The organism is Mesorhizobium opportunistum WSM2075 (assembly GCF_000176035.2).
Lineage (GTDB): Bacteria > Pseudomonadota > Alphaproteobacteria > Rhizobiales > Rhizobiaceae > Mesorhizobium > Mesorhizobium opportunistum.
Genome location: NC_015675.1, coordinates 5,457,183 through 5,481,460 on the forward strand (window position 1 = coordinate 5,457,183; position 24,278 = coordinate 5,481,460).

21 protein-coding genes are annotated in these 24,278 nt (G+C 63.5%); 12 read left to right on the plus strand and 9 right to left on the minus strand.

The window, feature by feature from the left end; translation table 11 throughout:
• Window positions 1–282: 282 nt before the first annotated feature.
• Entirely contained in the window at window positions 283–549 is a 267-nt protein-coding gene (locus MESOP_RS26440) for an SEL1-like repeat protein (RefSeq protein ID WP_010915070.1), read from the minus strand.
• Window positions 550–986: 437 nt separating this feature from the next.
• On the opposite strand from MESOP_RS26440, the gene MESOP_RS26445 reads away from it, so the two are divergent.
• The 5 genes from MESOP_RS26445 to MESOP_RS26460 all read left to right on the plus strand — a co-directional run bounded on the left by MESOP_RS26445 (window position 987) and on the right by MESOP_RS26460 (window position 4,651).
• Complete coding sequence (locus MESOP_RS26445) at window positions 987–1,328, plus strand: DUF2147 domain-containing protein (protein ID WP_013896406.1); 342 nt, start codon at window positions 987–989, stop codon at window positions 1,326–1,328.
• Window positions 1,329–1,541: 213 nt separating this feature from the next.
• Entirely contained in the window at window positions 1,542–1,697 is a 156-nt protein-coding gene (locus tag MESOP_RS35835) for a hypothetical protein (protein WP_013896407.1), read from the plus strand.
• A gap of 35 nt (window positions 1,698–1,732) precedes the next feature.
• Window positions 1,733–1,927, plus strand: coding sequence for a hypothetical protein (locus MESOP_RS26450; RefSeq protein WP_013896408.1), 195 nt, complete (start codon window positions 1,733–1,735; stop codon window positions 1,925–1,927).
• A 117-nt stretch (window positions 1,928–2,044) separates the two neighbouring features.
• Window positions 2,045–3,505 (plus strand): AMP nucleosidase, encoded by a 1,461-nt coding sequence (locus tag MESOP_RS26455; protein ID WP_245264980.1) that lies wholly within the window; start codon window positions 2,045–2,047, stop codon window positions 3,503–3,505.
• A gap of 135 nt (window positions 3,506–3,640) precedes the next feature.
• Window positions 3,641–4,651 (plus strand): endonuclease/exonuclease/phosphatase family protein, encoded by a 1,011-nt coding sequence (locus MESOP_RS26460; RefSeq protein WP_013896410.1) that lies wholly within the window; start codon window positions 3,641–3,643, stop codon window positions 4,649–4,651.
• 29 nt (window positions 4,652–4,680) lie between these two features.
• Here MESOP_RS26460 and MESOP_RS26465 read toward each other — a convergent pair whose 3' ends face one another.
• The 3 genes from MESOP_RS26465 to MESOP_RS35840 all read right to left on the minus strand — a co-directional run bounded on the left by MESOP_RS26465 (window position 4,681) and on the right by MESOP_RS35840 (window position 7,370).
• On the minus strand, window positions 4,681–5,277 hold the full coding sequence (locus tag MESOP_RS26465; protein WP_013896411.1) for a DUF922 domain-containing Zn-dependent protease: 597 nt from the start codon (window positions 5,275–5,277) through the stop codon (window positions 4,681–4,683).
• A 139-nt stretch (window positions 5,278–5,416) separates the two neighbouring features.
• A complete protein-coding gene (locus tag MESOP_RS26470; RefSeq protein ID WP_013896412.1) occupies window positions 5,417–7,096 on the minus strand; it encodes an electron transfer flavoprotein-ubiquinone oxidoreductase in 1,680 nt (559 codons plus the stop codon).
• Between the two features lie 31 nt (window positions 7,097–7,127).
• The gene (locus MESOP_RS35840; protein ID WP_167313530.1) at window positions 7,128–7,370 is read right to left on the minus strand and encodes a hypothetical protein; all 243 of its coding nucleotides are present in this window, start codon (window positions 7,368–7,370) and stop codon (window positions 7,128–7,130) included.
• Here MESOP_RS35840 and MESOP_RS26475 point away from each other — a divergent pair.
• From MESOP_RS26475 to MESOP_RS26485, 3 genes are all read left to right on the plus strand, one after another.
• Window positions 7,337–7,981 (plus strand): hypothetical protein, encoded by a 645-nt coding sequence (locus MESOP_RS26475; RefSeq protein WP_083833307.1) that lies wholly within the window; start codon window positions 7,337–7,339, stop codon window positions 7,979–7,981. The genes MESOP_RS35840 and MESOP_RS26475 overlap by 34 nt on opposite strands.
• A 51-nt stretch (window positions 7,982–8,032) precedes the next feature.
• Entirely contained in the window at window positions 8,033–8,908 is an 876-nt protein-coding gene (locus MESOP_RS26480) for a uracil-DNA glycosylase (RefSeq protein WP_041165021.1), read from the plus strand.
• 173 nt (window positions 8,909–9,081) lie between these two features.
• Window positions 9,082–9,894 carry a helix-turn-helix domain-containing protein gene (locus tag MESOP_RS26485; RefSeq protein WP_013896415.1) on the plus strand — a complete coding sequence of 271 codons (813 nt, stop codon included), beginning with the start codon at window positions 9,082–9,084 and terminating at the stop codon, window positions 9,892–9,894.
• On the opposite strand, the gene MESOP_RS26490 is transcribed toward MESOP_RS26485, so the two are convergent.
• Window positions 9,895–10,860 carry a DMT family transporter gene (locus MESOP_RS26490; RefSeq protein ID WP_013896416.1) on the minus strand — a complete coding sequence of 322 codons (966 nt, stop codon included), beginning with the start codon at window positions 10,858–10,860 and terminating at the stop codon, window positions 9,895–9,897.
• Entirely contained in the window at window positions 10,857–13,163 is a 2,307-nt protein-coding gene (locus tag MESOP_RS26495) for a xanthine dehydrogenase family protein molybdopterin-binding subunit (RefSeq protein ID WP_013896417.1), read from the minus strand. Before MESOP_RS26495 ends, MESOP_RS26490 begins: the two co-directional genes overlap by 4 nt.
• A gap of 151 nt (window positions 13,164–13,314) precedes the next feature.
• Between MESOP_RS26495 and pepN the strand changes: the two genes are divergently transcribed.
• From pepN to MESOP_RS26515, 4 genes are all read left to right on the plus strand, one after another.
• Window positions 13,315–15,960, plus strand: a complete 2,646-nt coding sequence (gene pepN, locus MESOP_RS26500) for an aminopeptidase N (protein WP_013896418.1) — start codon at window positions 13,315–13,317, stop codon at window positions 15,958–15,960.
• A gap of 189 nt (window positions 15,961–16,149) precedes the next feature.
• The gene (locus MESOP_RS26505) at window positions 16,150–18,471 is read left to right on the plus strand and encodes a PAS domain-containing sensor histidine kinase (RefSeq protein ID WP_013896419.1); all 2,322 of its coding nucleotides are present in this window, start codon (window positions 16,150–16,152) and stop codon (window positions 18,469–18,471) included.
• Between the two features lie 124 nt (window positions 18,472–18,595).
• Window positions 18,596–18,850 carry a type II toxin-antitoxin system Phd/YefM family antitoxin gene (locus MESOP_RS26510; protein ID WP_224728940.1) on the plus strand — a complete coding sequence of 85 codons (255 nt, stop codon included), beginning with the start codon at window positions 18,596–18,598 and terminating at the stop codon, window positions 18,848–18,850.
• Entirely contained in the window at window positions 18,847–19,284 is a 438-nt protein-coding gene (locus tag MESOP_RS26515; protein ID WP_013896421.1) for a type II toxin-antitoxin system PemK/MazF family toxin, read from the plus strand. The genes MESOP_RS26510 and MESOP_RS26515 overlap by 4 nt, the downstream gene beginning before the upstream one ends.
• A 95-nt stretch (window positions 19,285–19,379) precedes the next feature.
• Here MESOP_RS26515 and MESOP_RS26520 read toward each other — a convergent pair whose 3' ends face one another.
• The 3 genes from MESOP_RS26520 to MESOP_RS26530 are packed head-to-tail and all read right to left on the minus strand — an operon-like array spanning window position 19,380 to window position 24,259.
• Window positions 19,380–19,775, minus strand: coding sequence for a penta-EF hand family protein (locus tag MESOP_RS26520; RefSeq protein WP_013896422.1), 396 nt, complete (start codon window positions 19,773–19,775; stop codon window positions 19,380–19,382).
• Between the two features lie 45 nt (window positions 19,776–19,820).
• Window positions 19,821–22,781: a bifunctional [glutamine synthetase] adenylyltransferase/[glutamine synthetase]-adenylyl-L-tyrosine phosphorylase gene (locus MESOP_RS26525; RefSeq protein ID WP_013896423.1), complete on the minus strand. Its 2,961-nt coding sequence runs from the start codon at window positions 22,779–22,781 to the stop codon at window positions 19,821–19,823.
• Window positions 22,781–24,259 carry a sensor histidine kinase gene (locus MESOP_RS26530; protein ID WP_013896424.1) on the minus strand — a complete coding sequence of 493 codons (1,479 nt, stop codon included), beginning with the start codon at window positions 24,257–24,259 and terminating at the stop codon, window positions 22,781–22,783. The genes MESOP_RS26525 and MESOP_RS26530 overlap by 1 nt, the downstream gene beginning before the upstream one ends.
• Window positions 24,260–24,278 lie beyond the last annotated feature (19 nt).

Consider the following 24,278-nt stretch of genomic DNA (forward strand, 5'->3'; position numbering starts at 1 on the left):
CCTTGTTTCGGCTGGTCGTGGCTTTTCGCTCGTCGAGCTGTTCCGCAAGCGCCCCCGCACCCCGAGCCCAACGCGCCTTCCCTGTCTTCCCAAGGCCATGATCTCGGTCCGAAAACCGGATTCCCCGTTTCGGGATCATGGTCTTTCGCACGGCTTCAGCCTTCCTGGCCTGCCGCATTCTTGTCGTTGATGGCCTGTAGCCTGGCTGTCTGCGCAGCCTTGTCCCTGTCGTGGCCCGACCGTCTTCGCGGTCTTGGCCGGAGCGTCCCCGTCTGGTGGAACTCAGTGCATGGTCATCCATTCGCGGGCTTCGCGCAGCGCCTTGGCGATCTCGACCTTCGACATGGCCGCCGACAGTTCCGAGCGCAATTCCGCGGCGCGGGCCGAGCCCTTGATGGCGGCGATGTTGAACCATTTGTGGGCGGCGACGACGTCGGTCTCGCAATCGCGGCCGGTTGCATACATCATGCCCAGTTCGAAAAGGATGTCGGCCTGGGCAGTTGCCCCCATGGCGCCGAAACCTGCTTCAAGCATTTCAAAACGTGCCATTTTAGTCCCCTGTCTGGCTCCCGAGAGCTGCCTCCGTTTGTCTTGTCCGGGCCGCTCTTTCGATGCTTTCGAGAATGCCGCGCAGGCTTGAATCCGTCGTTAAATGGCGTGCTTAATTTGAGGAAAACAAAGCTAAAACAAGAGGTAAACACGAAAATTCGTTAAGGATACGAAGTCAGCAATTCGGCTGGTTTTCGCAAAATTTGACGAAAATTTTCAGAGTGGGAATCAACACTCCGCTAACCACGGGAGACGAAGCCAATCCGGCGATCGTTTCATTTTCTCACCGAAGACGCGCTTTCAGGCGCCTTCAAAATCGGAAACTCTTCCGCAACGGCACCGCTTTTGTTTTGATGGGAGCTGGATTAGCTTACGTTTGCGTAAGCGGCAGACCGGCGAGGCGGAGCATCCGGCCGCTATCCAAAGGGAGGAAGAACATGTTTCGAAAAGTGAGCCTGGCCCTTGCAGCCACATTGATCATGGCAGGCGCGGCGTGGGCCGATCCGATCGAGGGCAACTGGAAAACGCAGGCCGGCGACACCGCGGCCATATCCGGCGGCGGCTCGTTCTCCATCACGCTCAAATCCGGCAAATATGCCGGCAAGACCATCGGCTCGCTCAAGGCGGCCGGCGACAACAAGTACACCGGCAACATCACCGATCCTGCAAACGACAAGACCTATTCCGGCAAGGCGACGCTTTCGGGCACCTCGCTCAAGATGAGCGGCTGTGTGCTCGGCGGACTGATCTGCAAGAGCCAGACTTGGCACAAGCTCTGATCGTCTGCAGCCTTGCGACCTGACCACGGGGCCCTGACGGGCCCCGTTTTCGTTTCATCGACACGCCGGGCTCCGGCGCTCGATGGCTTGCTGTTGGCCGTCTTCAGCCCAGTCAAATCTCGTCAATCAATTTGAACCGCAGATGAACGCCGGTCTCAGAGCCGGTTCACAGGCGTCAGGGCATTCTCCTGGGTGTTGAAGGAGACACCACCGATGCTTGCTCGCCGCTTCACCATCGTCTGCCTGCTGATGAGCCTGTTTGGAATGTTCTTCGCCATCCTCGTCGCCGAAGCGGGCCGTCCGGCCCGCTCCTGGGACGAAGCCACGAGACTTTGCGGTCTCGCCTGCCCGACCAACCTTCGCCACTGAAACCAGAAAACCTCGAAAAGAAAAGCACAGACATCATGAACCGCGTCGCCGCCAACGCACTCAAAACCCTCCGGCTTCTGCCGCGGGCGGCGCTTATCCTGGTGCTCCTGGCCGCCCCGGTCCTGGCCGTGCCGATGATGCGCGCCGATACCGGCTCGACCATCGAGGCTCCGGCGCTGAGGAAGTCAGGTGTCGGCTTCGTGCTGCTGGTCAGCCTGCAGCGTGGGTGAAGAAAAAAGCGCGCTTTGGGCGCCTTCGACAGCGACACCCCTCCCAACCGCCCATCCAAGTCTCTATATTGAGCTATGGAAAAGCGAATCTACCCCCAGGCCATAGAATCAGTCGTCATGCCGGAGCCTTTTGGCCGGCAAAGCTTTGACAGGGCCGAGAAAGCCGTCGCGGCGCTGCAGGCGCTTTACGATCGCAATACCAAGTTCCTGCGCGACTCCTTCGCGGCATTGGCCGCCGGCGCCGACGGCAGCAAGCGCTACCGGGCCTTCTACCCCGAGATCGGCGTCACCACGAATTCGTTTACCCAGGTCGATTCGCGGCAGGCCTACGGCCATATGCCGACACCTGGCCATTTCGCCACCACGATTACCCAGCCGCAACTGTTCGAGAATTACCTGGTCGAGCAGCTTCGCCTGATCATGCGCAATCATGGCGTGTCGGTGACGGTCTCGGAATCGACCACGCCGATCCCGCTGCATTTCGCCTTCCTGGAAGGCACCTATGTCGACGGGGCCGCCGCCGAACGCATCAAGCGGCCGATCCGCGACCTGTTCGACGTTCCGGACCTGGACGGCACCGACGACCAGATCGCCAACGGCACGTTCGAAGTGGCCTTCGGCGAACCAAGGCCGCTGGCACCGTTCACGGCGCAACGCATCGACTATTCGCTGCACCGCATGACCCATTATACGGCCACCAGCCCGCAGCATTTCCAGAACTTCGTGCTGTTCACCAACTACCAGTTCTACATCGATGAGTTCGTCGCCCGTGCGCGCGGCCTGATGGAGAATGGCGGCGGTGGTTATATGGAATTCGTCGAGCCGGGCAATGTCGTGACACGCGCCGGCGCCGGTACGGCAAGCGAGGGCACCCCGCCCGCCCGCCTGCCGCAAATGCCTGCCTACCACCTGAAGAAGCCGAACCATGGCGGCATCACCATGGTCAATATCGGAGTTGGGCCTTCCAACGCCAAGACGATCACCGACCATATCGCGGTGCTGAGGCCGCATGCCTGGGTGATGCTTGGCCACTGCGCCGGGCTGCGCAACACGCAGGCGCTGGGCGACTATGTGCTGGCGCACGCCTATGTGCGCGAGGACCACGTCCTCGACGACGATCTGCCGGTCTGGGTGCCGATCCCGCCGCTGGCCGAGATCCAGGTCGCGCTGCAGGAAGCGGTTGCCGAAGTCACGGGCCTGTCGGGCTACGATCTGAAGCGCATCATGCGCACCGGCACGGTCGCCACCATCGACAACCGCAACTGGGAACTGCGCGACCAGCGCGGACCGGTGCAGCGCCTGTCGCAATCGCGCGCCATCGCACTCGACATGGAATCGGCGACGATCGCGGCCAATGGTTTCCGCTTCCGCGTGCCGTACGGCACGCTGCTGTGCGTTTCCGACAAGCCGCTGCACGGCGAGTTGAAGCTACCCGGCATGGCGACCGAGTTCTACAAGCGCCAGGTGGCGCAGCACCTGACCATCGGCATCAGGGCAATGGAAAAGCTGGCGGAAATGCCGATGGAGCGGCTGCATTCGCGCAAGCTCAGAAGCTTTTCGGAGACCGCGTTCCAGTAGGTGGTCTCGAAGTCCCGGCGAGGCAATTCTTCGTCTTGCTCAGGCCGCAATTTGATCGATAAGCAGATCGAACGGATCGTCAGGCGACACTCGACAGACACGGCCTCAATGACAACAGGCGGCGCGCGCTCGAATATGATAGCTGGGGTGGCATTCCTGGCGATGACGGCATTGTCGCTCGCCTTGTTGGCCGGATTCCTCGGCACGCTGCATCCGGCCTTCGATTCCTTCTCGCATTTTCGCCTTCACCTGTGCCTGCTGATCGCGCTTCTGGCGTTGCCGCTGCTTGCCAGCTCGTTTCGGCTGCAAGCGGCCGTGGCGCTGCTCTTTGCGATCGCCAGCGTCGCCACGACGATGAGTACGCTGCCGCGCCTTTGGCCTGTGCAAGCGGTCGCCAAGCCCGTCGATCAGATCGTCTACCACCTGCTGCAGATGAATTTGCGCTACGACAATCCGACGCCGAAAAAGGTTCTTTCGCTGATTGGCCGAACCAACCCCGACGTGATCACGCTCGACGAGGTGTCGGCGATGTGGGAGACCGAGCTCGGTTACATCACCAGCGCCTACCCATACCGGATCCTCTGCCCCTACCCCAATGGCGTGTTCGGGGTGGCGTTGCTGTCGCGGCGGCCCTTTGCCGCCGACAGCGCGCCGCATTGCGAGCCGCGGGGCGCGATGGCGATCGCAACGGTCGATTTCGGCGGCACCGCCGTCAACGTCGCGGCCATCCACCTCAGTTGGCCATGGCCGCGCGAGCAGAACTGGCAGATCGGTGAGCTCTCGAATTCGATTTCCTCGCTCGGCGAAACCGCCATCATGGCCGGCGATTGCAACGCCGTGCCGTGGAGTGCGGCGGTGCGGCGGGTCGCCTCCCTCGGCGGGCTGACCGTCATGCCGTCAGCGGGACCGACGTGGCTCTACATCAAGCTGCCGGACGTGCTGCGGCGCTTTGCGGGACTGCCGATCGACCAGGTGTTCAGCAAGGGCGGGGTGACCGTTCATTCCGCGACGCGGCTGGAAGACACCGGCTCGGACCATCTGCCCGTGCTGGTCGAGTTCTCGGTTCGCTCCGCTGAGAAGCAGCCTGAGGATAGGCACGCCACGGCGCTCGCGGCGAGCGCCTTGCCAGCCGAGCCGCAAGGCTGACGCTTCAGCCGAGCCAAGCACTCGCTCGTTCATGGTTTTCGGATCAAGGCCGCGATCAGATGCTCGACGTGGCCGCCGCGGCTATGCTCGCGCCGATCGAAGGCGTTTTGTCTGGCCTCATATTCGGCGTAGACCGCCTGGATGCGACGCCGGGCCTCGCGGCGCGTCTTGTAGCAAGATGGGTCGTTGGCGACCCGCAGGCCGGTGATCGACCTTTCGGTGGCGCGCATCATCTCCCTGGCGATGCGCCCATGCGTTTCCTCATGGCCGCGAACGCCGGCGAAAAACCGGCTCCAGTGCCGCTTCAGCGCCGGCGTCATGGGCGAGGCAATGCGAGGGAAGGTGTAGAACAGATTAAGCGTACCGTTGACCCGCCGCAGCCGGCAGAAGCCGTTCTCCTGACCTCCGCCGAGATCCCAGTCGACGGTATAGGCAGTCGTGGCGATGGCATGCGTCATGAAGCCGTGCCTGGGGCCTTTGCTGTCCATCGCGTCGATGAAGGCCGCGCCCGAGCTTCCGGTGACGTCGTAGGTCCGCGTCTGGATAACTGCCCTTGTGCCGGCAAAGGCTTCTGGAGCGCATAGCGTCCCGATAGCAACGAGGCATGTCAGAACGGTCCGGCGCATCGGCCTTTCTCCTTATCCCTGGAGAAAGAACCATAGACCGGTGGCCGTTTCAACGTCCCTGCTGGCCTGGACCCCCTTGCGGCCAGCCGCGACCCACGTTTTTTGCTGCCGCCGCTCCAAGCGAGCGGGCGGCGCGAGGTCACATACCCTGGTAAACAGGGCCTTCGCCGCCCTGGGGCGGTACCCAGTTGATGTTCTGGTTCGGGTCCTTGATATCGCAGGTCTTGCAGTGGACGCAGTTCTGCGCGTTGATGACGAAGCGCACATCCTTCGCCGATGGGTCGGCCGCGGCATTCCCGTCCTTGTCGACCCATTCGTAGACGCCCGCCGGACAGTAGCGTGTCGAGGGTCCGGCAAAGACATCATGCTCTGAGCGTTTCTGCAGGTCCATGTCTGCGACCAGCAGGTGGACCGGCTCGTTTTCCTCGTGATTGGTGTTGGACAGGAACACGGAGGACAGTCGGTCGAAGGTCAGCACGCCATCGGGCTTCGGATAGGCGATCTTCTTGTGCTGGGCGGCAGGCTCTAGCGTCGCATAGTCGGCCTTGCCATGCTTCAGCGTGCCGAAGGGCGAGATGCCGAACAGCGTGTTCAACCACATATCGAGGCCGCCGAGGCTGACGCCGACGATGGTGCCGAAGCGCGACCAGAGCGGCTTGACGTTGCGCACCTTCTTCAAATCCTTGCCGATGTCGGTCGCGCGCCAGGCTTCCTCGTAGGAGGTGAGCTCGTCATTGGCGCGGCCAGCGGCAATTGCTTCGCTGACATGCTCGGCCGCCAGCATTCCCGACAGCACGGCATTGTGGGAGCCCTTGATGCGCGGCACGTTGACGAAGCCCGCGGCGCAGCCCATCAGCGCGCCGCCGGGGAAGGACAGTTTCGGCACCGACTGCCAGCCGCCCTCGGTGATGGCGCGCGCGCCATAGCCCAGCCGCTTGCCGCCTTCGAACGTAGCCGCGATCGCCGGATGGGTCTTGAAGCGCTGGAATTCCTCGAAAGGCGACAGATAGGGGTTCTTGTAGTTGAGGTGGAGAACGAAGCCGACCGCCACCTGGTTGTCCTCCAGATGGTAGAGGAACGAGCCGCCGCCGGTCTTCATGTCGAGCGGCCAGCCGAAGGAATGCTGGACGAGACCCGGCCGGTGGTTCTCCGGCTTGACCTGCCAGAGTTCCTTGAGGCCGATGCCATATTTGCCGGGCTCGCGGCCGTCGGAAAGCTTGTATCTGGCGATCAGTTGCTTGGCGAGCGAGCCGCGCGCGCCTTCGCCGATCAGCACATACTTGCCCATCAGCGCCATGCCCGGCGCGAAGCCCGGACCGTGCGTGCCGTCTTTCTCGACGCCCATGTCGCCGGTGACGACGCCGGTGACGGCGCCTTCGTCATTGTAGATGAGGCCGGTGGCGGCAAAGCCCGGATAGATCTCGACGCCAAGCGCCTCGGCCTTGCCGGCCAGCCAGCGGCAAACATTGCCGAGCGAGACGATGTAGTTGCCGTGATTGTTCATCAGCGGCGGCATCAGGATGTTGGGCAGGCGGAAGGAGCCGGCAGGCCCGAGCACCAGGAAATGGTCCGCCGTGACCGGCGTCTTGAAAGGATGGCCGTCCTCCTCGCGCCAGCCCGGCAGCAGCCGGTCGATGCCGATCGGATCGACCACGGCGCCCGAAAGGATATGGGCGCCGACCTCGCCGCCCTTTTCCAGCACGACGACGGAAAGCTCGGGATTGACCTGCTTGAGACGGATGGCAGCGGCAAGGCCGGCCGGTCCGGCACCGACGATGACCACGTCGAATTCCATGCTTTCGCGTTCGATATCGCTCATCAACCCCTCCGCACTGGCTTGCCGCTGTTGCCTATCTTGCTGGCTCTTGCGCTGCATAGCGCATCAATTGACGACAGGAAACCGGCGCATACGTGACAATGCGGTTTTGGGCGGATTTGGCGGATTTGGCCAAAAAGTCGCGCATCTTGCGGCCTGGCCGCCGTTGCTGTCCGATGAGATCCGCCGCGCCGGCGTTTTTTTGTTTGTTCGACGGCTTGCTTATCGGCCATACTTCCCGGCATGCGCATTCCTGGCCCAACCGGCTTTTCTTCAACGCGCTTTCTTTTCCCGCCCAGCCGGGCCTGCCGGGCGGTTCTTCTGGCACTTCTGATGTTGGCACCTGGTCACGCCGCCGCGGACGGGGTGAAGGTCTGGGCGACAGGCGCCTACTCCTTCTCCGACGAACTTGGCGGCTTCCGCATCACCGGGGCCTCCGGCATCGGAACCAAGGACGATCCGCTGGTCATCACCGAAGAGCTGAATTCGGCGACACCGGTGACATTGACCATCCGCACCACGAAGCCGATCCAGACATTCGGCAAGGCGGGCGAGTTCGCCAATGGCATCATGTATATGCGCATCGACGTGCTCAACAACAGCGGCCAGGCCTGGATCGAATTCCAGTTCGAGCTTCAGGAGACGCTGAACCAGCCGAGCGTGTTCGGCGACGGGCTTTCGTTCGACCAACGCAACAAGACGCCTGACAATATCTCGTCGAGCAATTTCGCCGATTTCGACCGCGACTTCGAACCCTATGACCGACTGCTGTTCAAGAACGGCAAGGTCGACCCGCTGAAGACCGCCAGTTTCGAATTCCTGGTGACCGACTACACGCCGCGATGGACCTTCTACCTGGTGCAGGACCCGCGCATACCGACGGGATAGGGCAAGCCGCCGGCCTTGCAAATTTCGGCCATGCGGACGAATGTGCGCGCCATGACCGCCGCCCCCAATAGCCCGACCGAAATCGCCGACATCCTGGCTTTTTATGCCAGCGCCGGCGTCGATGAGGCGCTGGAAGACGCTCCGGTGAACCGCTTCGCCGAGGCGGCGCCGAGGCCTGTCGAGCGCGCGCCGGCGCCCTTGCCGTCGCCTCGCGAAGACAAGACGCCGGAGCGGCCAGCAGCATCGTCCGGGTTGGATGCAAGCAAGGTGCCGGATGCGCCGGTGCGCACCGTGTCCGCCACCGCCGCCGTCCCCGACGAGGCGCAAGCCGCCCTCGCCCGGCAAATGGCGACAAGCGCCTCCACACTCGAAGAGCTTCGCCAGCACATGGCTGCCTTCGAGGGCTGCAATCTCAAGGCCACCGCCAAGAACCTCGTCTTCGCCGATGGAAACCCTCAAGCCGCGGTCATGCTGGTCGGCGAGGCGCCCGGTCGCGACGAGGACATAGAGGGCCTGCCCTTCGTCGGCCGCTCCGGCCGGCTGCTCGACCGCATGCTGGCCGCGATCGGGCTTGACCGTTCTTCGGTCTACATCGCCAATGTCATTCCATGGCGGCCGCCAGGCAACCGCACGCCGACGCCGCACGAGACCGAGATCTGCCGGCCGTTCATCGAGCGGCAGATCGAACTGCTCAATCCCAAGGTGCTGGTCAATCTCGGCGGGCCTTCCGCCAAGACGTTGCTCAACACCTCGGAAGGCATCCTCAGACTGCGCGGCAACTGGCGTGCCCACACGACGGCGTCGGGCGTGACCATTCCAGCGATGCCGACGCTGCATCCGGCCTATCTCTTGCGGACGCCGGCGCACAAAAAACTAGCATGGCGAGATTTTCTCGAGGTCAAGGCAAAACTGCGAGCGCTAGGATGATTAGCCGATCTCCCCCCTCGTGGGGGAGATGTCCGGCAGGACAGAGGGGGGCGCGAAGGATCGCAAGGGGGGAGATTGCCGTCATCTCCGCTTTCGCCGATCTCGGAATAGATACTGTAGCGATAACCTCCAAGGTAATTGAAATCCCTCCCCCGCGGTCTTAGTCCTTCCTCATGACGACAGCCCAAACCTCCGCCGGCAGCCTGATCCGCGAATGGCGCACGCGCCGCCGCATGAGCCAGCTCGACCTCGCCATGGAAGCCGAGATCTCGCAGCGCCATCTCTCCTTCGTCGAAAGCGGGCGTGCCGCGCCCTCGCGCGACATGGTGCTGCATCTGGCCGAGCAGCTTTCGATCCCGCTCAGGCAGCGCAACCAGCTGCTGCTGGCCGCGGGCTTTGCGCCGAGCTTCGGCGAAAGGCCGCTCACCGATGCCACGCTGGCGCCGGCGCTTGCCACCGTCGAGACCGTGCTCAAGGGGCATGAGCCGTTCCCGGCGCTGGCCGTCGACCGGCACTGGAACCTGGTTTCGGCGAACGCGGCGATTAGTCCGTTCCTCGCCGATGTCAGCGAGGCTTCCTTGCTGGCGGCGCCGGTCAACGTGCTTCGCCTCAGCCTGCACCCGGGCGGCATCGCGCCGCGCATCGTCAACCTCCAGGAATGGCGCACGCACCTGCTCGAGCGCCTCAAGCACCAGAATGACGCCACCGGCGACCCCGTGCTGATCGATCTGGAGCGCGAGCTGCGCGGCTATCCGTCCGGCTTGACGGGCAGCCGGCCCGCGCCTGTCGAGCCGAATGCGATCGTGCATCCGCTCAGGCTTGCGCATGGCGACCAGGTTCTGTCGTTCATCAGCACCATAACCGTATTCGGCACGCCGCTCGACGTGACGCTGTCGGAACTGGCGATCGAATCGTTCTTCCCGGCGGATGAACAGACACGGGCGGTGCTGGTACGGCTGGCAAGGGAACGGGCCGAACGGTCCTGACTACCCTTGTGGCAGAGCAGCCTTGCGGGTGCGGGTGCGCTCCAGCCCCAGCTGCCGCTCGCGCCAGATGATGAAGATGCCGGCGGCTATCACGATCACACCGCCGACCAGCGTGCTCAGCGACGTCACGTCGCCGAAGACAAAGTAGCCGACGACCACGCCGAGGATCATCGAGGTGTATTCGAACGGCGCCACCACCGAGGCTTCTGCATGGCGATAGGCCGAGGTCATCAGGATCTGGCCGAGGCCACCGCAAAAGCCGGCCATGATGAGCAGCGCGGCTTGCACCAGCGTCAGCGATTGCCAGCCGAAAGGCAGCGTCAGCAGCGAGAGCACACTCGCTGTCGACGAGAACCATAACACGATGGTCGCCGTCCTCTCCGTCTGCACGAGGTTGCGCACAAGCAGCATGGCGACGGCCGAGATCGCCGCCGCCACCAGCGCCGCCATGACGCCGAGAACCTCCTGATCGTCGAGCGCTTCATCCGAATTGAGCAGAGTGAGCTCCGGCCAGGAAATAATGAGCACGCCGACCAGACCGACTGCCACCGCGCTCCAGCGGTAGACGCGGATCGTCTCGCCAAGGAAAACGGAGGAGAACACCACGACCAACAGCGGCTGTGCATAGTTCAGGGTGATTGCCTCCGGCAGCGGCAGCCTGGTGAGCGCGAAGAAGCCAAGCCCCATGGCGCCGACGCCGACAATACCGCGCGCGACGTGGTTGAAGGGACGTTTGGTGACGAATGCCGTCGGCAACTGTCCCTTAAATGCCAGAAAGGCAATGATCGGGAAGATGGCAAAAAACGAGCGGAAGAAGACGATCTGCCCGGCCGGCACCTCGCCGGCCGCCTTGATGCAGGTTTGCATTCCGACAAAAACCGCGACGGACACGATCTTCAGGGCAATGCCCCTCAGCGTGTCGTGGCCGCCCGCCGTTTCTGGTGCCGCCCCCGCCCCTGATGTCACCTTGGCGATGCTTCCTGGATGGTCGCCCAGATGCGCGCTGGTGTCGCCGGCATCTCGATATGCCTGACACCATAGGCGCGCCACAGCGCATCGGTGACCGCGTTGAGTGCCGCCGGTGTCGAGCCGATCGTGCCGGCCTCGCCCGCGCCCTTGATGCCCAGCGCATTGGTGGTCGACGGCACGTTCCGGGTCTCGAAATGGAAGAACGGGAAATTGTCGGCGCGCGGCATGGCGTAGTCCATGAAGCTCGCCGTCAGCAATTGCCCATCCTCGCCATGGACGGTGTTTTCGGTCAGCGCCTGGCCGACGCCTTGCACGACGCCGCCATGAACCTGGCCGGCGAGCAGGATCGGGTTCACCGTGACACCGAAATCGTCGACGATGGTGTAGCGGACGATCTCGGTCGTGCCGGTGTCGGGATCGATCTCGACCTCGCAGATGTGGGTGCCGTTCGGATAGGTGCATTCGTCCTGGACGAACTCGCCGAACCCCTTGAGGTCATCGGGGTTTTTCGCGGCCTTGGCGATGGTGGAAAAATCGATCGTGCGGTCAGTGCCGACAATGCGGGCAACACCATCGGACAGCTCGATGTCGCCGGCGGAAGCCTCCAGCTCGTCGGCGGCGATGCGCTTGATCTTGTTGGCCAGATCCTCGCCCGCACGGGAAGCTGATACACCCCCGAGCGGAATGGAGCGCGAGCCGCCAGTGCCGCCGCCGGCCTTCAATTCGTCGGTATCGCCCTGGCGGATATAGATCTTGTCGATGTCGAGATTGAGCTTTTCCGCCAGGAACTGCGCATAGGCGGTGGCATGACCCTGTCCGTTGGTCTGGGTGCCGATCTTGAGCGTCACCGTGCCGTCGCCATTGAGCTCGACGAATGCCGGCTCGGAGCCCGGAAAGGCGCAGGCCTCGATGTAAGTCGCCATGCCGATGCCGCGGATCTTGCCGCCGGCTTTCGACTGTTCGAGCCGCTGCGGAAACGCCTTCCACTCAGACCGTTGGATGGCGCGCTCCATGTGGCCCTCGAATTCGCCGTTGTCGTAGAGGCGGCCGGTCTGCGTGCGATAGGGAAACTGCTCCGGCCGGATGAAATTGCGGCGGCGGATCTCTTCGACGGGCAGGCCGAGATCATGGGCGCAGGCATCGACCAGCTTTTCCAGCAGGAATGCCGCTTCCGGCCGGCCGGCACCACGATAGGCATCGACGGGACAGGTGTTGGTGTAGAGGCCGGTCACCGTGACATCGAGCGCTCTTATGTCATAGACGCCGGTCGACATGGTGACGCCGATATAGGGAATGAACGGACCGTATTGCGAGACATAGGCGCCCATATTGGCCAGCAGATCGACCCGCATGCCGAGGAAGCGGCCGTCCTTGTCGAGGGCCATTTCAGCCGTCACGGCATTGTCGCGGCCTTGCGCGTCGGTGAGGAAATGTTCCGTGCGGTCGCCGGCCCATTTCACCGGACGGCCAAGCCGCTTCGCTGCCTCCAGCACCAGCGGATATTCGCGGTAGACGAAGCTCTTCGGCCCGAAACCACCGCCGACATCCGGCGTGATGACGCGCAGCTGGTTCTTCTTGATCTTGAACACGCTGGCCAGGATGTACTGCATGGAATGCACGCCTTGCGACCCGGTGGTCAGCACGAAACGGTTCTCGCCGGCGTTCCATTCGCCGATCGCAGAGCGCGGCTCCATGTAATTGCAGACCAGCCGGTTGTTGACGAACTCGATGCGGGTGACATGAGCCGCCCTGGCGAAAGCCGCCGCCGTCTTGGCCTTGTCGCCCATGTGGTAGGTGAAGGCGCGGTTGGAGCCGAGCTCGGGCCACACCAGCGGCGTGCCTTCGGCAAGCGCGGTCGCCGTGCCAGACGCGGCATCCTCGCTGTCATAATCGACATCGATCAGTTCGGCGGCATCCTGCGCCAGGGCACGGCTGTCGGCGACAACAAAGGCAACGGCATCGCCGACATAATTGACGCGATCACGGCACAGGACCGGAATGTCGCGGGTCGGCGCCTTGGTGCCGTCGGGTTGTTCCTGCATGACGCCGGATTTGAGATCGCCGAGATGGGCAATATCCTTGGCCGTCAGCACCAGATGGACGCCGGGAGCCGTCTTCGCCGCATCGGTCGAGCCGACGGTGAAACTGGCCTTTGCCACCGGCGAGCGCAGGACATAGCCGTGCAGCACGCCGGACGGCTGGATGTCATCGGTATAGCGGCCCTGCCCCTGGATGAAAGCGGCATCCTCGCGCCGCAACACGGAAGCGCCCATCCCGAACTTCGGTGTGACGATGGTCATGACTGCCTCGCGATGCTGGAAAGGAAGGCCTGAAATAGGCCCTGTCGCAGTTTTGTCGAGGGGCCGTTTCGTGTAAAGAGCGCGGACTTCAAATTTCTTGGATCAGCGGAAACAATCCGCCTCCAACGCAATCGACAGGAAAAAACCCGGAATGCGCACCGACACAGGCCAAGTCTTCAAACTCGAAGACTACCGCCCCAGCGACTATCTCATTCCGGAAACGAACCTTGAATTCCGTCTCTCGCCACAGGCAACGATCGTCACCGCAACAGTGACGATCGAGCGTCGCGACGGCGTTTCGGTGTCGGCTCCGCTGGTGCTCGATGGCGATGGGCTGGTTCTCAAGCGCATCGAGATCGACGGCAAGAAAGTGAAACCCGCCGACCTGCTGGCCAGCCCCGACCAACTGACCATTCTCAAGCCGCCGGCAGCGAGCCGTTTCCAGTTGCGCATCGAAACCGAGCTGGCACCGGCGAACAATGAAGCCTTGATGGGCCTCTATCGCTCGAGCAATGTCTATTGCACGCAGTGCGAGGCCGAGGGGTTTCGCCGCATCACCTATTTCCTCGACCGCCCCGATATCCTGTCCGTCTACACGGTGCGGATCGAGGCCTTGCGTGACGAGGCGCCGCTGCTTCTGTCCAACGGCAACCCGGTCGACAAGGGCGACCTCGGCGATGGCCGGCACTACGCCGTCTGGCACGATCCCTTCCCCAAGCCGTCCTATCTGTTCGCGCTTGTGGCCGGCAATCTCGGCCAGGTCGCCGACAGTTTCGTCACGATGTCGGGCCGCACGGTCGAGCTCGGCATCTATGTCGAACCCGGCAAGGAGAAGCTCGCCAGCTACGCCATGGATGCGCTGAAGCGATCGATGCAATGGGACGAGGAGGCGTTCGGCCGGGAATACGACCTCGACGTCTTCAACATCGTCGCCGTGTCCGACTTCAACATGGGCGCTATGGAGAACAAAGGCCTCAACATCTTCAACGACAAATACGTGCTGGCCGACCAGGAGACCGCGACGGATGCCGATTTCGCCAATATCGAGGCGATCATCGCGCATGAATATTTCCACAATTGGACAGGCAACAGAATCACTTGCCGCGACTGGTTCCAGCTTTGCCTGAAGGAAGGGCTGACGGTCTTCCGCGATCACGAATTCTCCGCGGACCAGCGCTCGCGGGCGGTCAAGCGCATCGCCGAGGTGCGCACGCTGCGCGCGCACCAGTTTCCCGAAGATCAGGGTCCGCTGGCGCATCCGGTGCGGCCGCGCCGCTACCGCGAGATCAACAATTTCTACACGGCGACGGTCTACGAGAAGGGCTCCGAAGTGGTGCGCATGATCCGCACCATCCTCGGCCCGGATGCCTTTCGTGCCGGCATGGACCTCTATTTCGAGCGGCATGACGGTGAAGCGGCGACGATCGAGGATTTCATCAAGGTGTTCGAGGATGCGTCCGGCCGCGACCTGTCGCAGTTCGCGCTCTGGTATCATCAGGCCGGCACGCCCAATCTGACGGTCAGTTCGACGCACAATCCGGCTTTGCAGGAATTCACGCTCGAGATCGAACAGTCGGTGCCGCCGACACCCTCCGAAAGCCGCAAGCGGCTGATGCACATCCCGCTCGCCTTCGGCCTGATCGGCGCCGGCGGCAAGCCGGTGTCGTACAGCGGCGTCGAGGGCGCCAGTGTCGACGATGGCGTCATCCATGTCCGCAAGCGCCGGCACATGGTGCGTTTCTCTGGCGTGGCGGAACGCCCGGCGGTGTCGCTCAACCGCGGCTTCTCGGCACCGGTGACGCTGTCGGTCGAGCAGAAGGCTGACGACCAGTTCTTCCTTGCCCGCCATGACAGCGACGCCTTCTCGCGCTGGCAGGCATTCAACACGCTGCTCACCGATACGCTGATTTCAGCCTTCCGCGAGATCCTCGGCGGCAAGCAACCGGTCTTCGCGAAACGGCTGACCGAGCTCGCCGGCAGCATTGCCGCCGACGAGACGCTGGAGCCGGCCTACCGGGCGCTGGCACTGGCGCTGCCCGGTGATGCCGACATCGCCCGCGACATCGGCAGGAACATCGATCCCGACGCCATCCACACGGCCCGGCAGGCTCTTGCGCTCGCCATCGGCACCGCCAATGGCGCGGTATTTTCCGGCCTCTACGACAGCCTTGCAGACATGACCGCGTTCAGCCCCGACGCGGCGAGCGCTGGACGACGCGCCCTGCGCAACACTTTGCTGGATTATCTCTCGCTGCTGCCTGGCGGCGCGGCATCGGCCGCCGGGCATTTCCAGTCGGCGACCAACATGACCGACCGCGCGGCAGCCCTTGGCGTGCTTGCGCATCGACACCACGGTTCGCCGGAGGCAAAAAAGGCGCTGGCGGCATTCGAAACGAAGTATGCGTCCGACCCGCTGATCATGGACAAATGGTTCCAGATCCAGGCCAGCGTGCCGGGGCCGCAGGCGGTGGACACGGTCCGGGCGTTAATCGCTCATCCGGCCTTCTCGATGGGCAATCCAAACCGGGTGCGCTCGCTGATCGGCACATTCTCCAGCGCCAACCAGACCGGCTTCCATCGCCCCGACGGCGAAGGCTACCGGTTTTTCGCGCAGACGGTGCTCGAGGTCGAAAAGCGCAACCCGCAAGTGGCGGCAAGGCTGGCAACGGCGCTCAGGTCATGGCGTTCGCTCGAGCCGGGCCGCCAGGCCAAGGCCCGGGAGGCGCTGCTTTCGATCGCCAATGCCGAAAACCTGTCGGCGGACTTAAGGGACATTGTCGAGCGGACGCTTGCTTAGGTGTCTGATCTCCCGCTCGTGGGGAGATCGGCCGCTTCGGCATTATTTTAGTCGATTTTTAATCTTTTTTCGCCGGAGCACTGGACAAGGCGAATCACCTTTGATTCTTTAATGACGATTCGGAAGTGCGGCGTTGCCGGATCGTCAAGCCTGTAGAGTCGGGCATACTGAAATCGGGGAGTGCCATTTATGGCGAAGGCGGACGCGTGGGGCGCGCCCGGAGGGATGGCTTTTGCGCGTCGTGAGACGCGAAGCGACGGCCTTGCCGGGAATACGCGGCTCATCGCCGAACCAGCCTACAAGCGGCTTCTGGCTGCCGAACCCTTGCTGCGCCGGTCGATACCGGCCCTCATCGTCATCTTCCTGATCGTCATCGCGGCGCTGCGCGTGCTGTCGCTGATGAACGAACGCGACGATGTCGAGCGCGACGCCAAGGCGATCCTGACCCTGGCGGCCGGCCAACTGGCCAGTTCGCTCGCCACCGTCACCGATACGCAGCCAGGCGCCATCCAGGACCTGCTGGAGACCACCAGCCGCCAGGGCGCGATGGGCCGCAGCCATGTGCTCGTCATCACCGACGGCGCCTTCAAGATCACCGCGGTATCGCCGCGCTCGACGCCATGGCAGGGCCACTCGCTCGACGGCCTCGTCGAGGGCGGCCAGCCGCTGTTCATGTTCGGCGACCGCGCCGGGGTCATGGAGGTCAGCATCGGCGGGCAAGACTGGTACGCGGCGGTAAGCGTGGCCAAGAACGGGAAAGGGGCCGCGGCGGCGTTGGTTCCGCAGGAAGCCGTCTTCGACACCTGGCGCAAGACAGTCTCGCTGAACGTCACCCTGTTCGTGCTGACCGCCGGCGTGCTGATCATCATCCTCTATGCCTATTTCGGGCAGGCGGCGCGCGCCCAGGCAGCCGACCGCATCTACCTCGAAGCGCATCAGCGCATCGACATGGCGCTGGTGCGCGGCCGCTGCGGCCTGTGGGACTGGGACATGGTGCGCGGCAAGATGTACTGGTCACGTTCGATGTACGACATGCTCGGCTACGAGCCTTGCGAGACGATGCTGTCCTTCGGCGAGGTCGACGAGATCATCCATCCCGAGGACGGAGACCTGTTCGAGCTCGCCAACAGAATTGTCGCGCGTGAAATCGACCACATCGACCAGGTGTTCCGGATGCGGCATGCCGATGGCCAATGGGTGTGGATGCGCGCCCGCGCACAAGTCATGGATCCGGAAGCGCCGGAGATCCAGCTGATCGGCATCGCCGTCGACGTCACCGAGCAGCGCCATCTGGCGCTGCGTTCGGAGGCAGCCGATCTTCGCCTCAGGACCGCGATCGAGAACATCAACGAATCCTTCGTGCTGTGGGATTCGGCCCAGCGCCTGATCATGTGCAACTCCAAATACCAGCAGGACAATGGGCTCTCGGATCGCGACGTGATGCCCGGTGTGACGCGGGTGTCGCTGGAAGAGCGGATGCTGGCCTTTGCTTCAGAGCGCCGGCTCGCCAACACCAATGGTCCTCAAGGCGGCGCCACTTTCGAGCGGCAGCTGTCCGACGGCCGCTGGCTGCAGGTCAACGAGCTGAAGACCAGGGATGGCGGCATCGTCTCTGTCGGCTCGGACATCACTCAGATCAAGTTGCACCAGGAGAAGCTGGTCGACAGCGAGCGCCGGCTGATGGCGACCATCCATGATTTGAGCCTTGCCCGCCGGGCCGAAGAGGAACGGTCGCGCGAACTGGTCGACCTCAACCGCAAGTACATGAAGGAAACCGAGCGCGCCGAAGCGGCGAACCGGGCCAAATCCGAGTTCCTGGCCAACATGTCGCACGAACTGCGCACACCGCTGAACGCCATCATCGGCTTCTCCGAACTGATGGAACAAGGACTGTTCGGCCCGCTGGGTTCGTCGCGCTATGAGGAATATGCCACCGACATCAACAGCAGCGGCAAATACCTGCTGGGCGTCATCAACGATATTCTCGACATGTCCAAGATCGAGGCCGGCCAGTTCTCGCTGGACCAGGAGCAGATCGACCTTGGCCCGCTGATCAGCGAGACGGTGCGCGTCGTCTCGCTGCAAGCCGCGCAAAAGGCGATAACCGTGGAAACGCGCATCGCCGACGCGCTGACACTGTTCGCCGATCGCCGGGCGATCAAGCAGATCGTCATCAACCTCCTGTCCAACGCGGTGAAATTCACCGGCCAGGGCGGTCACATATCGGTCAGGGCCCGCAACACATCGGGCGCGCTGGTGCTGACGATCGAGGACAATGGCTGCGGCATCCCGAAGGAGGCGCTCGGCAAGCTCGGGCGGCCCTTCGAACAGGTGCAGAACCAGTTCTCCAAGAACCATGCCGGATCCGGCCTCGGCCTCGCCATCTCGCGTTCGCTGGCCGAGCTCCAGGGCGGCGCACTGAAAATCCGTTCGACCGAAGGTGTCGGCACGATCGTGTCGGTGCGCATACCGGTGAAGAAGGCGACGCCGGCGGTCAAGGTCGCCGCTTGAAGATTTCGCTACCTCCCAAGCCGATCCCGGCCCTCGCCTCGATGCCCGCAGGCGAGAGCGGAAATCCTTGACAAATTATCTATTTTATCTACTTTAGATAAGAAATAGAGGATTTGTCGTGCGAGTGACTTCAACGGAATTCCAACAGAATGTCGGACGTTTCCAGGACGCCGCCCAGCGTGCGCCGGTCGCGATCACCAAGAATGGCCGCACCCACACGGTGCTTCTGTCGGCAGCGATGTTCGAGGTTCTGGTCAAGGGACGGGTCGCCCGTCCAATCGAGGAACTGGACGATGAGACGCTGAACGCCATCGCCGAAAGCGCCGTCCCGAACCAATATGCCGGGCTCGACGCAATGCTCAAAGACTGGACACCGTGAGCCTGCCAAAGCCTATACCGGGTTTGGTGATTTGCTATTCATACCTTTGGGCAAAGGAACATGAAACGGGAGCCGAAGAAGGCCGCAAGGGCCGACCCTGCGCAATCGTCGCCGCCCGCCAGGTCGTGGAGGGGCGCGAGGTTGTAACGGTGGTTCCGATCACGCACTCGCCGCCATTTGATTCTGCCGATGCAGTAGAGATACCGGCGACGCTCAAAACTCATCTTGGACTTGATGATGCACCGTCATGGATCGTCGTGACCGAAACCAATGATTTCCTCTGGCCCGGTCCCGATCTCAGGCCGATCCCGCGAAGCAAGCCATCCCGCTTCGACTACGGCATGCTGCCGCCACGTTTCTACGCCTACTTGCGCGACCGGATTTTGGCGGCCCACAAGAGCCGCACCCTCAACCGGATACAGCGAACGGAGTAAACTGCAGGCCGTTTTCGATTTCCGGTCTCTCTGGCGGGTTGCGCCGCCAGAGAGACGCCACCACTCGCGCACATCACTACTGCATGCCACTGTCGTCATCCCACTGACGGTCGCGGCCAAAGTGACCCGAGCATGGCGCAGACCTTCTTCTCACGGCTGGCGATATCGTCGGATGTTAGCGTGCCGTCGCCCTTGCTGTCGTAGCGGGCGATGATGCGCTTGGCCATCCGCTGGAAGCGCGCCTTCTCCAGCGCGTCGGCGAGCTGGGCGACGGTCAGCGTGCCGCCATTGTCGGCAACCAGCTTCTTCAGCCGCGCGTTCATGGCGTCGGAAAACTGGTCGAAGGTGATAGCCCCGCCCGAATCGCCCATCGCCTTGTCGAGGCGCATCATCGTGTCCTCGCGCACTTTTGCGCTGGCGTTGTTTTCAGCGTATGCGGTGGCGCCGGCGAGCGCTGCGAAGGCAAGGGCAAGCTTGGTTGACTTTCTCATGGGTCTTCTCCTGTTGCATCGTCACCCCCGATGCGGCCGGCTATTTCATGGTCGCCCGGCACGAAGCAAAAGGTCAAAGTCCCGCCTGACCTTCTGCGATGTCTCCTTGAGATGTGCCTCCAGCACACTGAAATCCGGCAGATCGGTGACCGCCAGAAGCAGATCCGAAAGCCCCGGCGGAACGTCGTCGCGCTCAAACGCTCCGGTGAGGCACAGCCGCGTCATCTGGGTCAGCGCCAGATAGAGGCCGTAGGCTTCGCAAAGCTCCTGCCTCACCCCGGAATCGGCAAAGCGAGGGGCCAGGCGGGACAGTATCTCGGCCGTACCAGTCACACGCGGCCCGGTCTCGACCTGCCTCGTAATGACTGCCACCTGGGCGATGAATTCGAGATCGATCAGTCCTCCGGGAATAAGCTTGATGTCCCACAGGTCGCGCGGCGGCTTTTCCTTCTCGATCATGGCCCGCATGTCCGAGGCCTCGGCCTTCACCTTTGCCGCATCGCGCGGCTGGCCCAGCACCGCCGCGACTTCCGCCTCGACCTCGGCGCAGAGCCCGGCATCGCCGGCGATGGCACGGGCCCGCGCCAGTGCCATGTGCTCCCAGGTCCAGGCCTCCTGTCGCTGGTACTTCTTGAAGGCGTCGATATGGGTGGCCACCGGTCCCTTGTTGCCGGACGGGCGCAAGCGCAGGTCGAGTTCGTAGAGCACGCCTTCCGCCGTCGGAGCCGATACGGCCGAAATCAGCCGCTGCGTCATGCGGGTGTAATAATGCGAAGGCGCCAGCGGCTTTTCCCCGTCGGAATCCTCGGCGTCCGCATCGTGGTCGTAGAGCAGGATGAGGTCGACATCCGACCCGGCCGTCAATTCGCGGCTGCCAAGCTTGCCCATGCCCAGCAGCGAAACCACGCCGCCGGCAATCATGCCGTGACGCCCTGCGAATTCGGCCATCACCGCCCGTAGCGCGGCCTCGATGGTGAGGTCGGCCAGGTCGGAAAACGCGCGGCCGGCGCGAGCCGGATCGATCGAGCCGGCGAGCAGGCGCACGCCGATCAGGAATTTCTGCTCCGAGGCGAAGATGCGCAGGCGGTCGAGCACGTCCTCGTAGGCCCTGTCGCCTTCGATAAAGGCTGACAGCCGGCCTGAGAGATAGGCACGGTCCGGCAATTCGTTGAGAAGGGCTGGATCAAGCAGGCCGTCGAAGACATGGGGCCGGCGCGTGATGATAGCGGCCAGCCGGGGTGCGGCGCCCATGATCGTGGCCATCAGCTTGAGCAGCGCCGGGTTCGACTGCAACAGGGAGAACAGCTGGATGCCGGCCGGCAGTCCGGCAAGGAATTCATCGAAACGGATCAAGGCTTCGTCCGCCCGCCGTGTCTGGCCGAACGCCTTGAGCAGGGCCGGCGTCAACTCCGTCAGGCGCTCGCGCGCCTCCGCCGACTGGGTGACGCGATAGCGGCCGAAATGCCAGCCACGAATGACACGGCAAATGTCGCTCGGCCGCTGGAAGCCGAGACCATGCAAGGTCTGCAATGTGTCTGGGTCGTCGACGTCGCCGGTGAAGACCAGATTGCCGATGCCCGCCGAAAGCTCGGGTGCCGTTTCAAAGAGCGCCGCATAGTGGCGCTCGACCTGTTGCAGCGAGGCACGAAACGCCCCGGCGAAGATTGCCGCATCGGCAAAGCCCAGCATGCGGGCAATGCGCTCCAGCCCCTCATCGTCTTCCGGCAACGTGTGCGTCTGCTCGTCGGCCACCATCTGGATGGCGTGTTCGACACGGCGCAGGAACCAGTACTGGCGGGCAAGCGCGTCGCGCGCCTCGGTGGTGATCCAGCCGCGCGCCGCGAGCTGGCCGAGCATCGGCACGGTCTCGCGGCCGCGCAGTTCCGGGAAGCGGCCGCCGGCGATGAGCTGCTGTGTCTGGACGAAGAACTCGATCTCGCGGATGCCGCCGCGGCCGAGCTTGACGTTGTGGCCCTTCACGGCGATCTCGCCATGTCCCTTATGGGCGTGGATCTGGCGCTTGATGGAATGGACATCGGCAATCGCGGCGTAGTCCATGTATTTGCGCCAGATATAAGGCTGGAGCTCCTTGAGGAAGGCGGCGCCCGCGGCCAGATCGCCGGCCACCGGACGCGCCTTGATCATGGCGGCACGCTCCCAGTTCTGGCCGCGCGCTTCGTAGTAGCGCAGCGCGGCTTCGACCGGGATCGCCAGCGGCGTCGAACCGGGATCGGGACGCAACCTCAGATCGGTTCGGAAGACATAACCGTGCTCGGTGCGGTCCTGCAAGATGCGCATCAGCCGGCGCGTCAGGCGCGAAAACAGCTCGGTGGCGTCGAGGGGATCGACGACGGCAGGGACTTCCGGGTCGAAGAACACGACGAGATCGATGTCGGAAGAGAAATTCAGCTCGTGCGCGCCAAGCTTGCCCATGCCGAGCAGGATCCAGCCCGACTGCCGCGACGGGTCGCCGAGGTCCGGCAGCCTGAGCTTGCCCTGGCCATGGGCGTCACGCAGCAGGAAGTCGACCGCCGCACGGGTGCAGGCATCGGCAAGGTCGCTCAGCCGCCGCACCGTCAGCGACGTTTCGGCCTCGCCGGCGAGATCGGCGAGCGCGATCAGGAAATGCGCCTCGGCCTTGCACTGGCGCAACTCCATCATCAGGCCGGATTCCGAGACCGCCTCCGCCAGCGACGCCTTGTCTATCGCAGCGGTAATCGCTTTCAGACGAGCCTCCACCGGCTGGTCGAAAAGACTGTCCAGGATCCGGGGCCGGCGCCGCGCCGTATCGCGCAGGAATGGCGAGAGGTCGAAGACGGCGGCCAGGAAATCCTGACCCCTCCCCTTGCCGGCCAGGAACTTGGCCAGCCGTGTCAGGCCTTCCTCGCGTGCCGCTGCCGCGATCTCGGCCAATTCCTGCCGCGCCCGGCTTGCGTCAAGAGGAACAAGCGCGACCTCGGGCCTCAGCAGCCAGTCGGTCTTGCTGCGCTTGGCAACGGCCGCCATCAGTGATCCTCGCGTGTGGGGAAACTCATGACCACGGATAGTCCCGGATTGCCGGGCAACAGGTCAAGCCGACCGTAGTGGAAAGTCATGACGGCCTTGGCGAGGCTGAGGCCAAGGCCGGAACCCGGTTGTGAACGGCTCTTCTCCAGCCGCACGAAACGTTCGGTCGCCCGGGCACGATCGGCATCGTCCGGGATGCCCTGGCCGTTGTCGGCGACGGTGAGCCTGATCTCGCCATTCGTGCGCGCGAGCGTCACACGGACCGCCGGTTTGGACGTGGAATCCGTCGAATACTTGATCGCATTGTCGACGATGTTGGACAGCGCCTGACCGATCAGCTCGCGGTTGCCGTCGACGATAAAAGCGCCGTTGACCTCGGCTTCCAGCGAGACGCCAGCCTCTTCCGCCACCGGCTCGTAGAGTTCGACCACGTCGCGCACGGTTGCCGCCAGATCGACGCGAGCAGTATGCTCAGACGAATACCCGGCCTCCAGCCGCGAGATCATCAGTATGGCGTTGAAGGTCTTTATCAATTGGTCGGACTCGGCAATGGTGCCCTCGAGAGCCTGGCGGTAATCGGCGGGCTTGTGCTTGCCGGAAAGTATCGCCTCGGCCCGGTTGCGCAGTCGGGTCAGCGGCGTCTTCAAATCATGCGCGATGTTGTCGGAAACCTGCTTCAGGCCTTCGTTGAGCGTTGCGATCCTGGCCAGCATGGCGTTGAGGTTTTCCGAAAGCCGGTCGAACTCGTCTCCGGCGCCGGTCACCGGCAGCCGGCCGGAAAGATCACCGCCCATGATGCGACGGCTCGCTTCCGAAACGCCGTCGATGCGCTTCAGCGCCGCACGGCCGACAAAGAACCAGATCAGGATGCCGCCCAGGCCCATCATGCCGAGCGCCAGCGTCAGGGCACGGCGGATGACGGCGCGAAAGCGCTCCGGCTCGCCAAGATCGCGGCCGACCAGCATGATCATCTGGTTCGGCAGCCGCAGCACCAGCGCAATGGCGTTGTGACCCTTCTCGCCCTCGGCCGGCGCCGCGTTCTCGCCGGTTGAAGGAGATGTCGTCTGGTCGGACGTTCCGCTGCGCAGGCGATCAAGCTCGCCTTCGCCGAAGCGCTTGTAGGAGAACGGCTCGGTCGTCCAGCCCTCGGCCTCGATCACGCCCGGCTCCAGGCTCTGCACATTGCCAGTCAGGATCTGGCCGTTGGCATCGGCGATCAGGTAGAGATTGGCGCCAGGCTGGCGCGAGCGCGCCTCGACCACACGGACCAGCACCGGCAGACCACCACGCTGATAGGCACGGGCGAGACCGAGCACTTCGTCGTTGATGGTCTCCTGCGTCTGCGCGGTCAGCATGCGTGCCGACAGCGAGGTCATGTAGAAGACGAGCGACACGGCGCAGATCGCGAACAAAAGAAGATAGAGCGCCGAAAGCCGCGCTGCCGTCGTCTTCATGATGGCTGGCACGGATAAGGCCATGCCGTCGCCTAGATCAGCA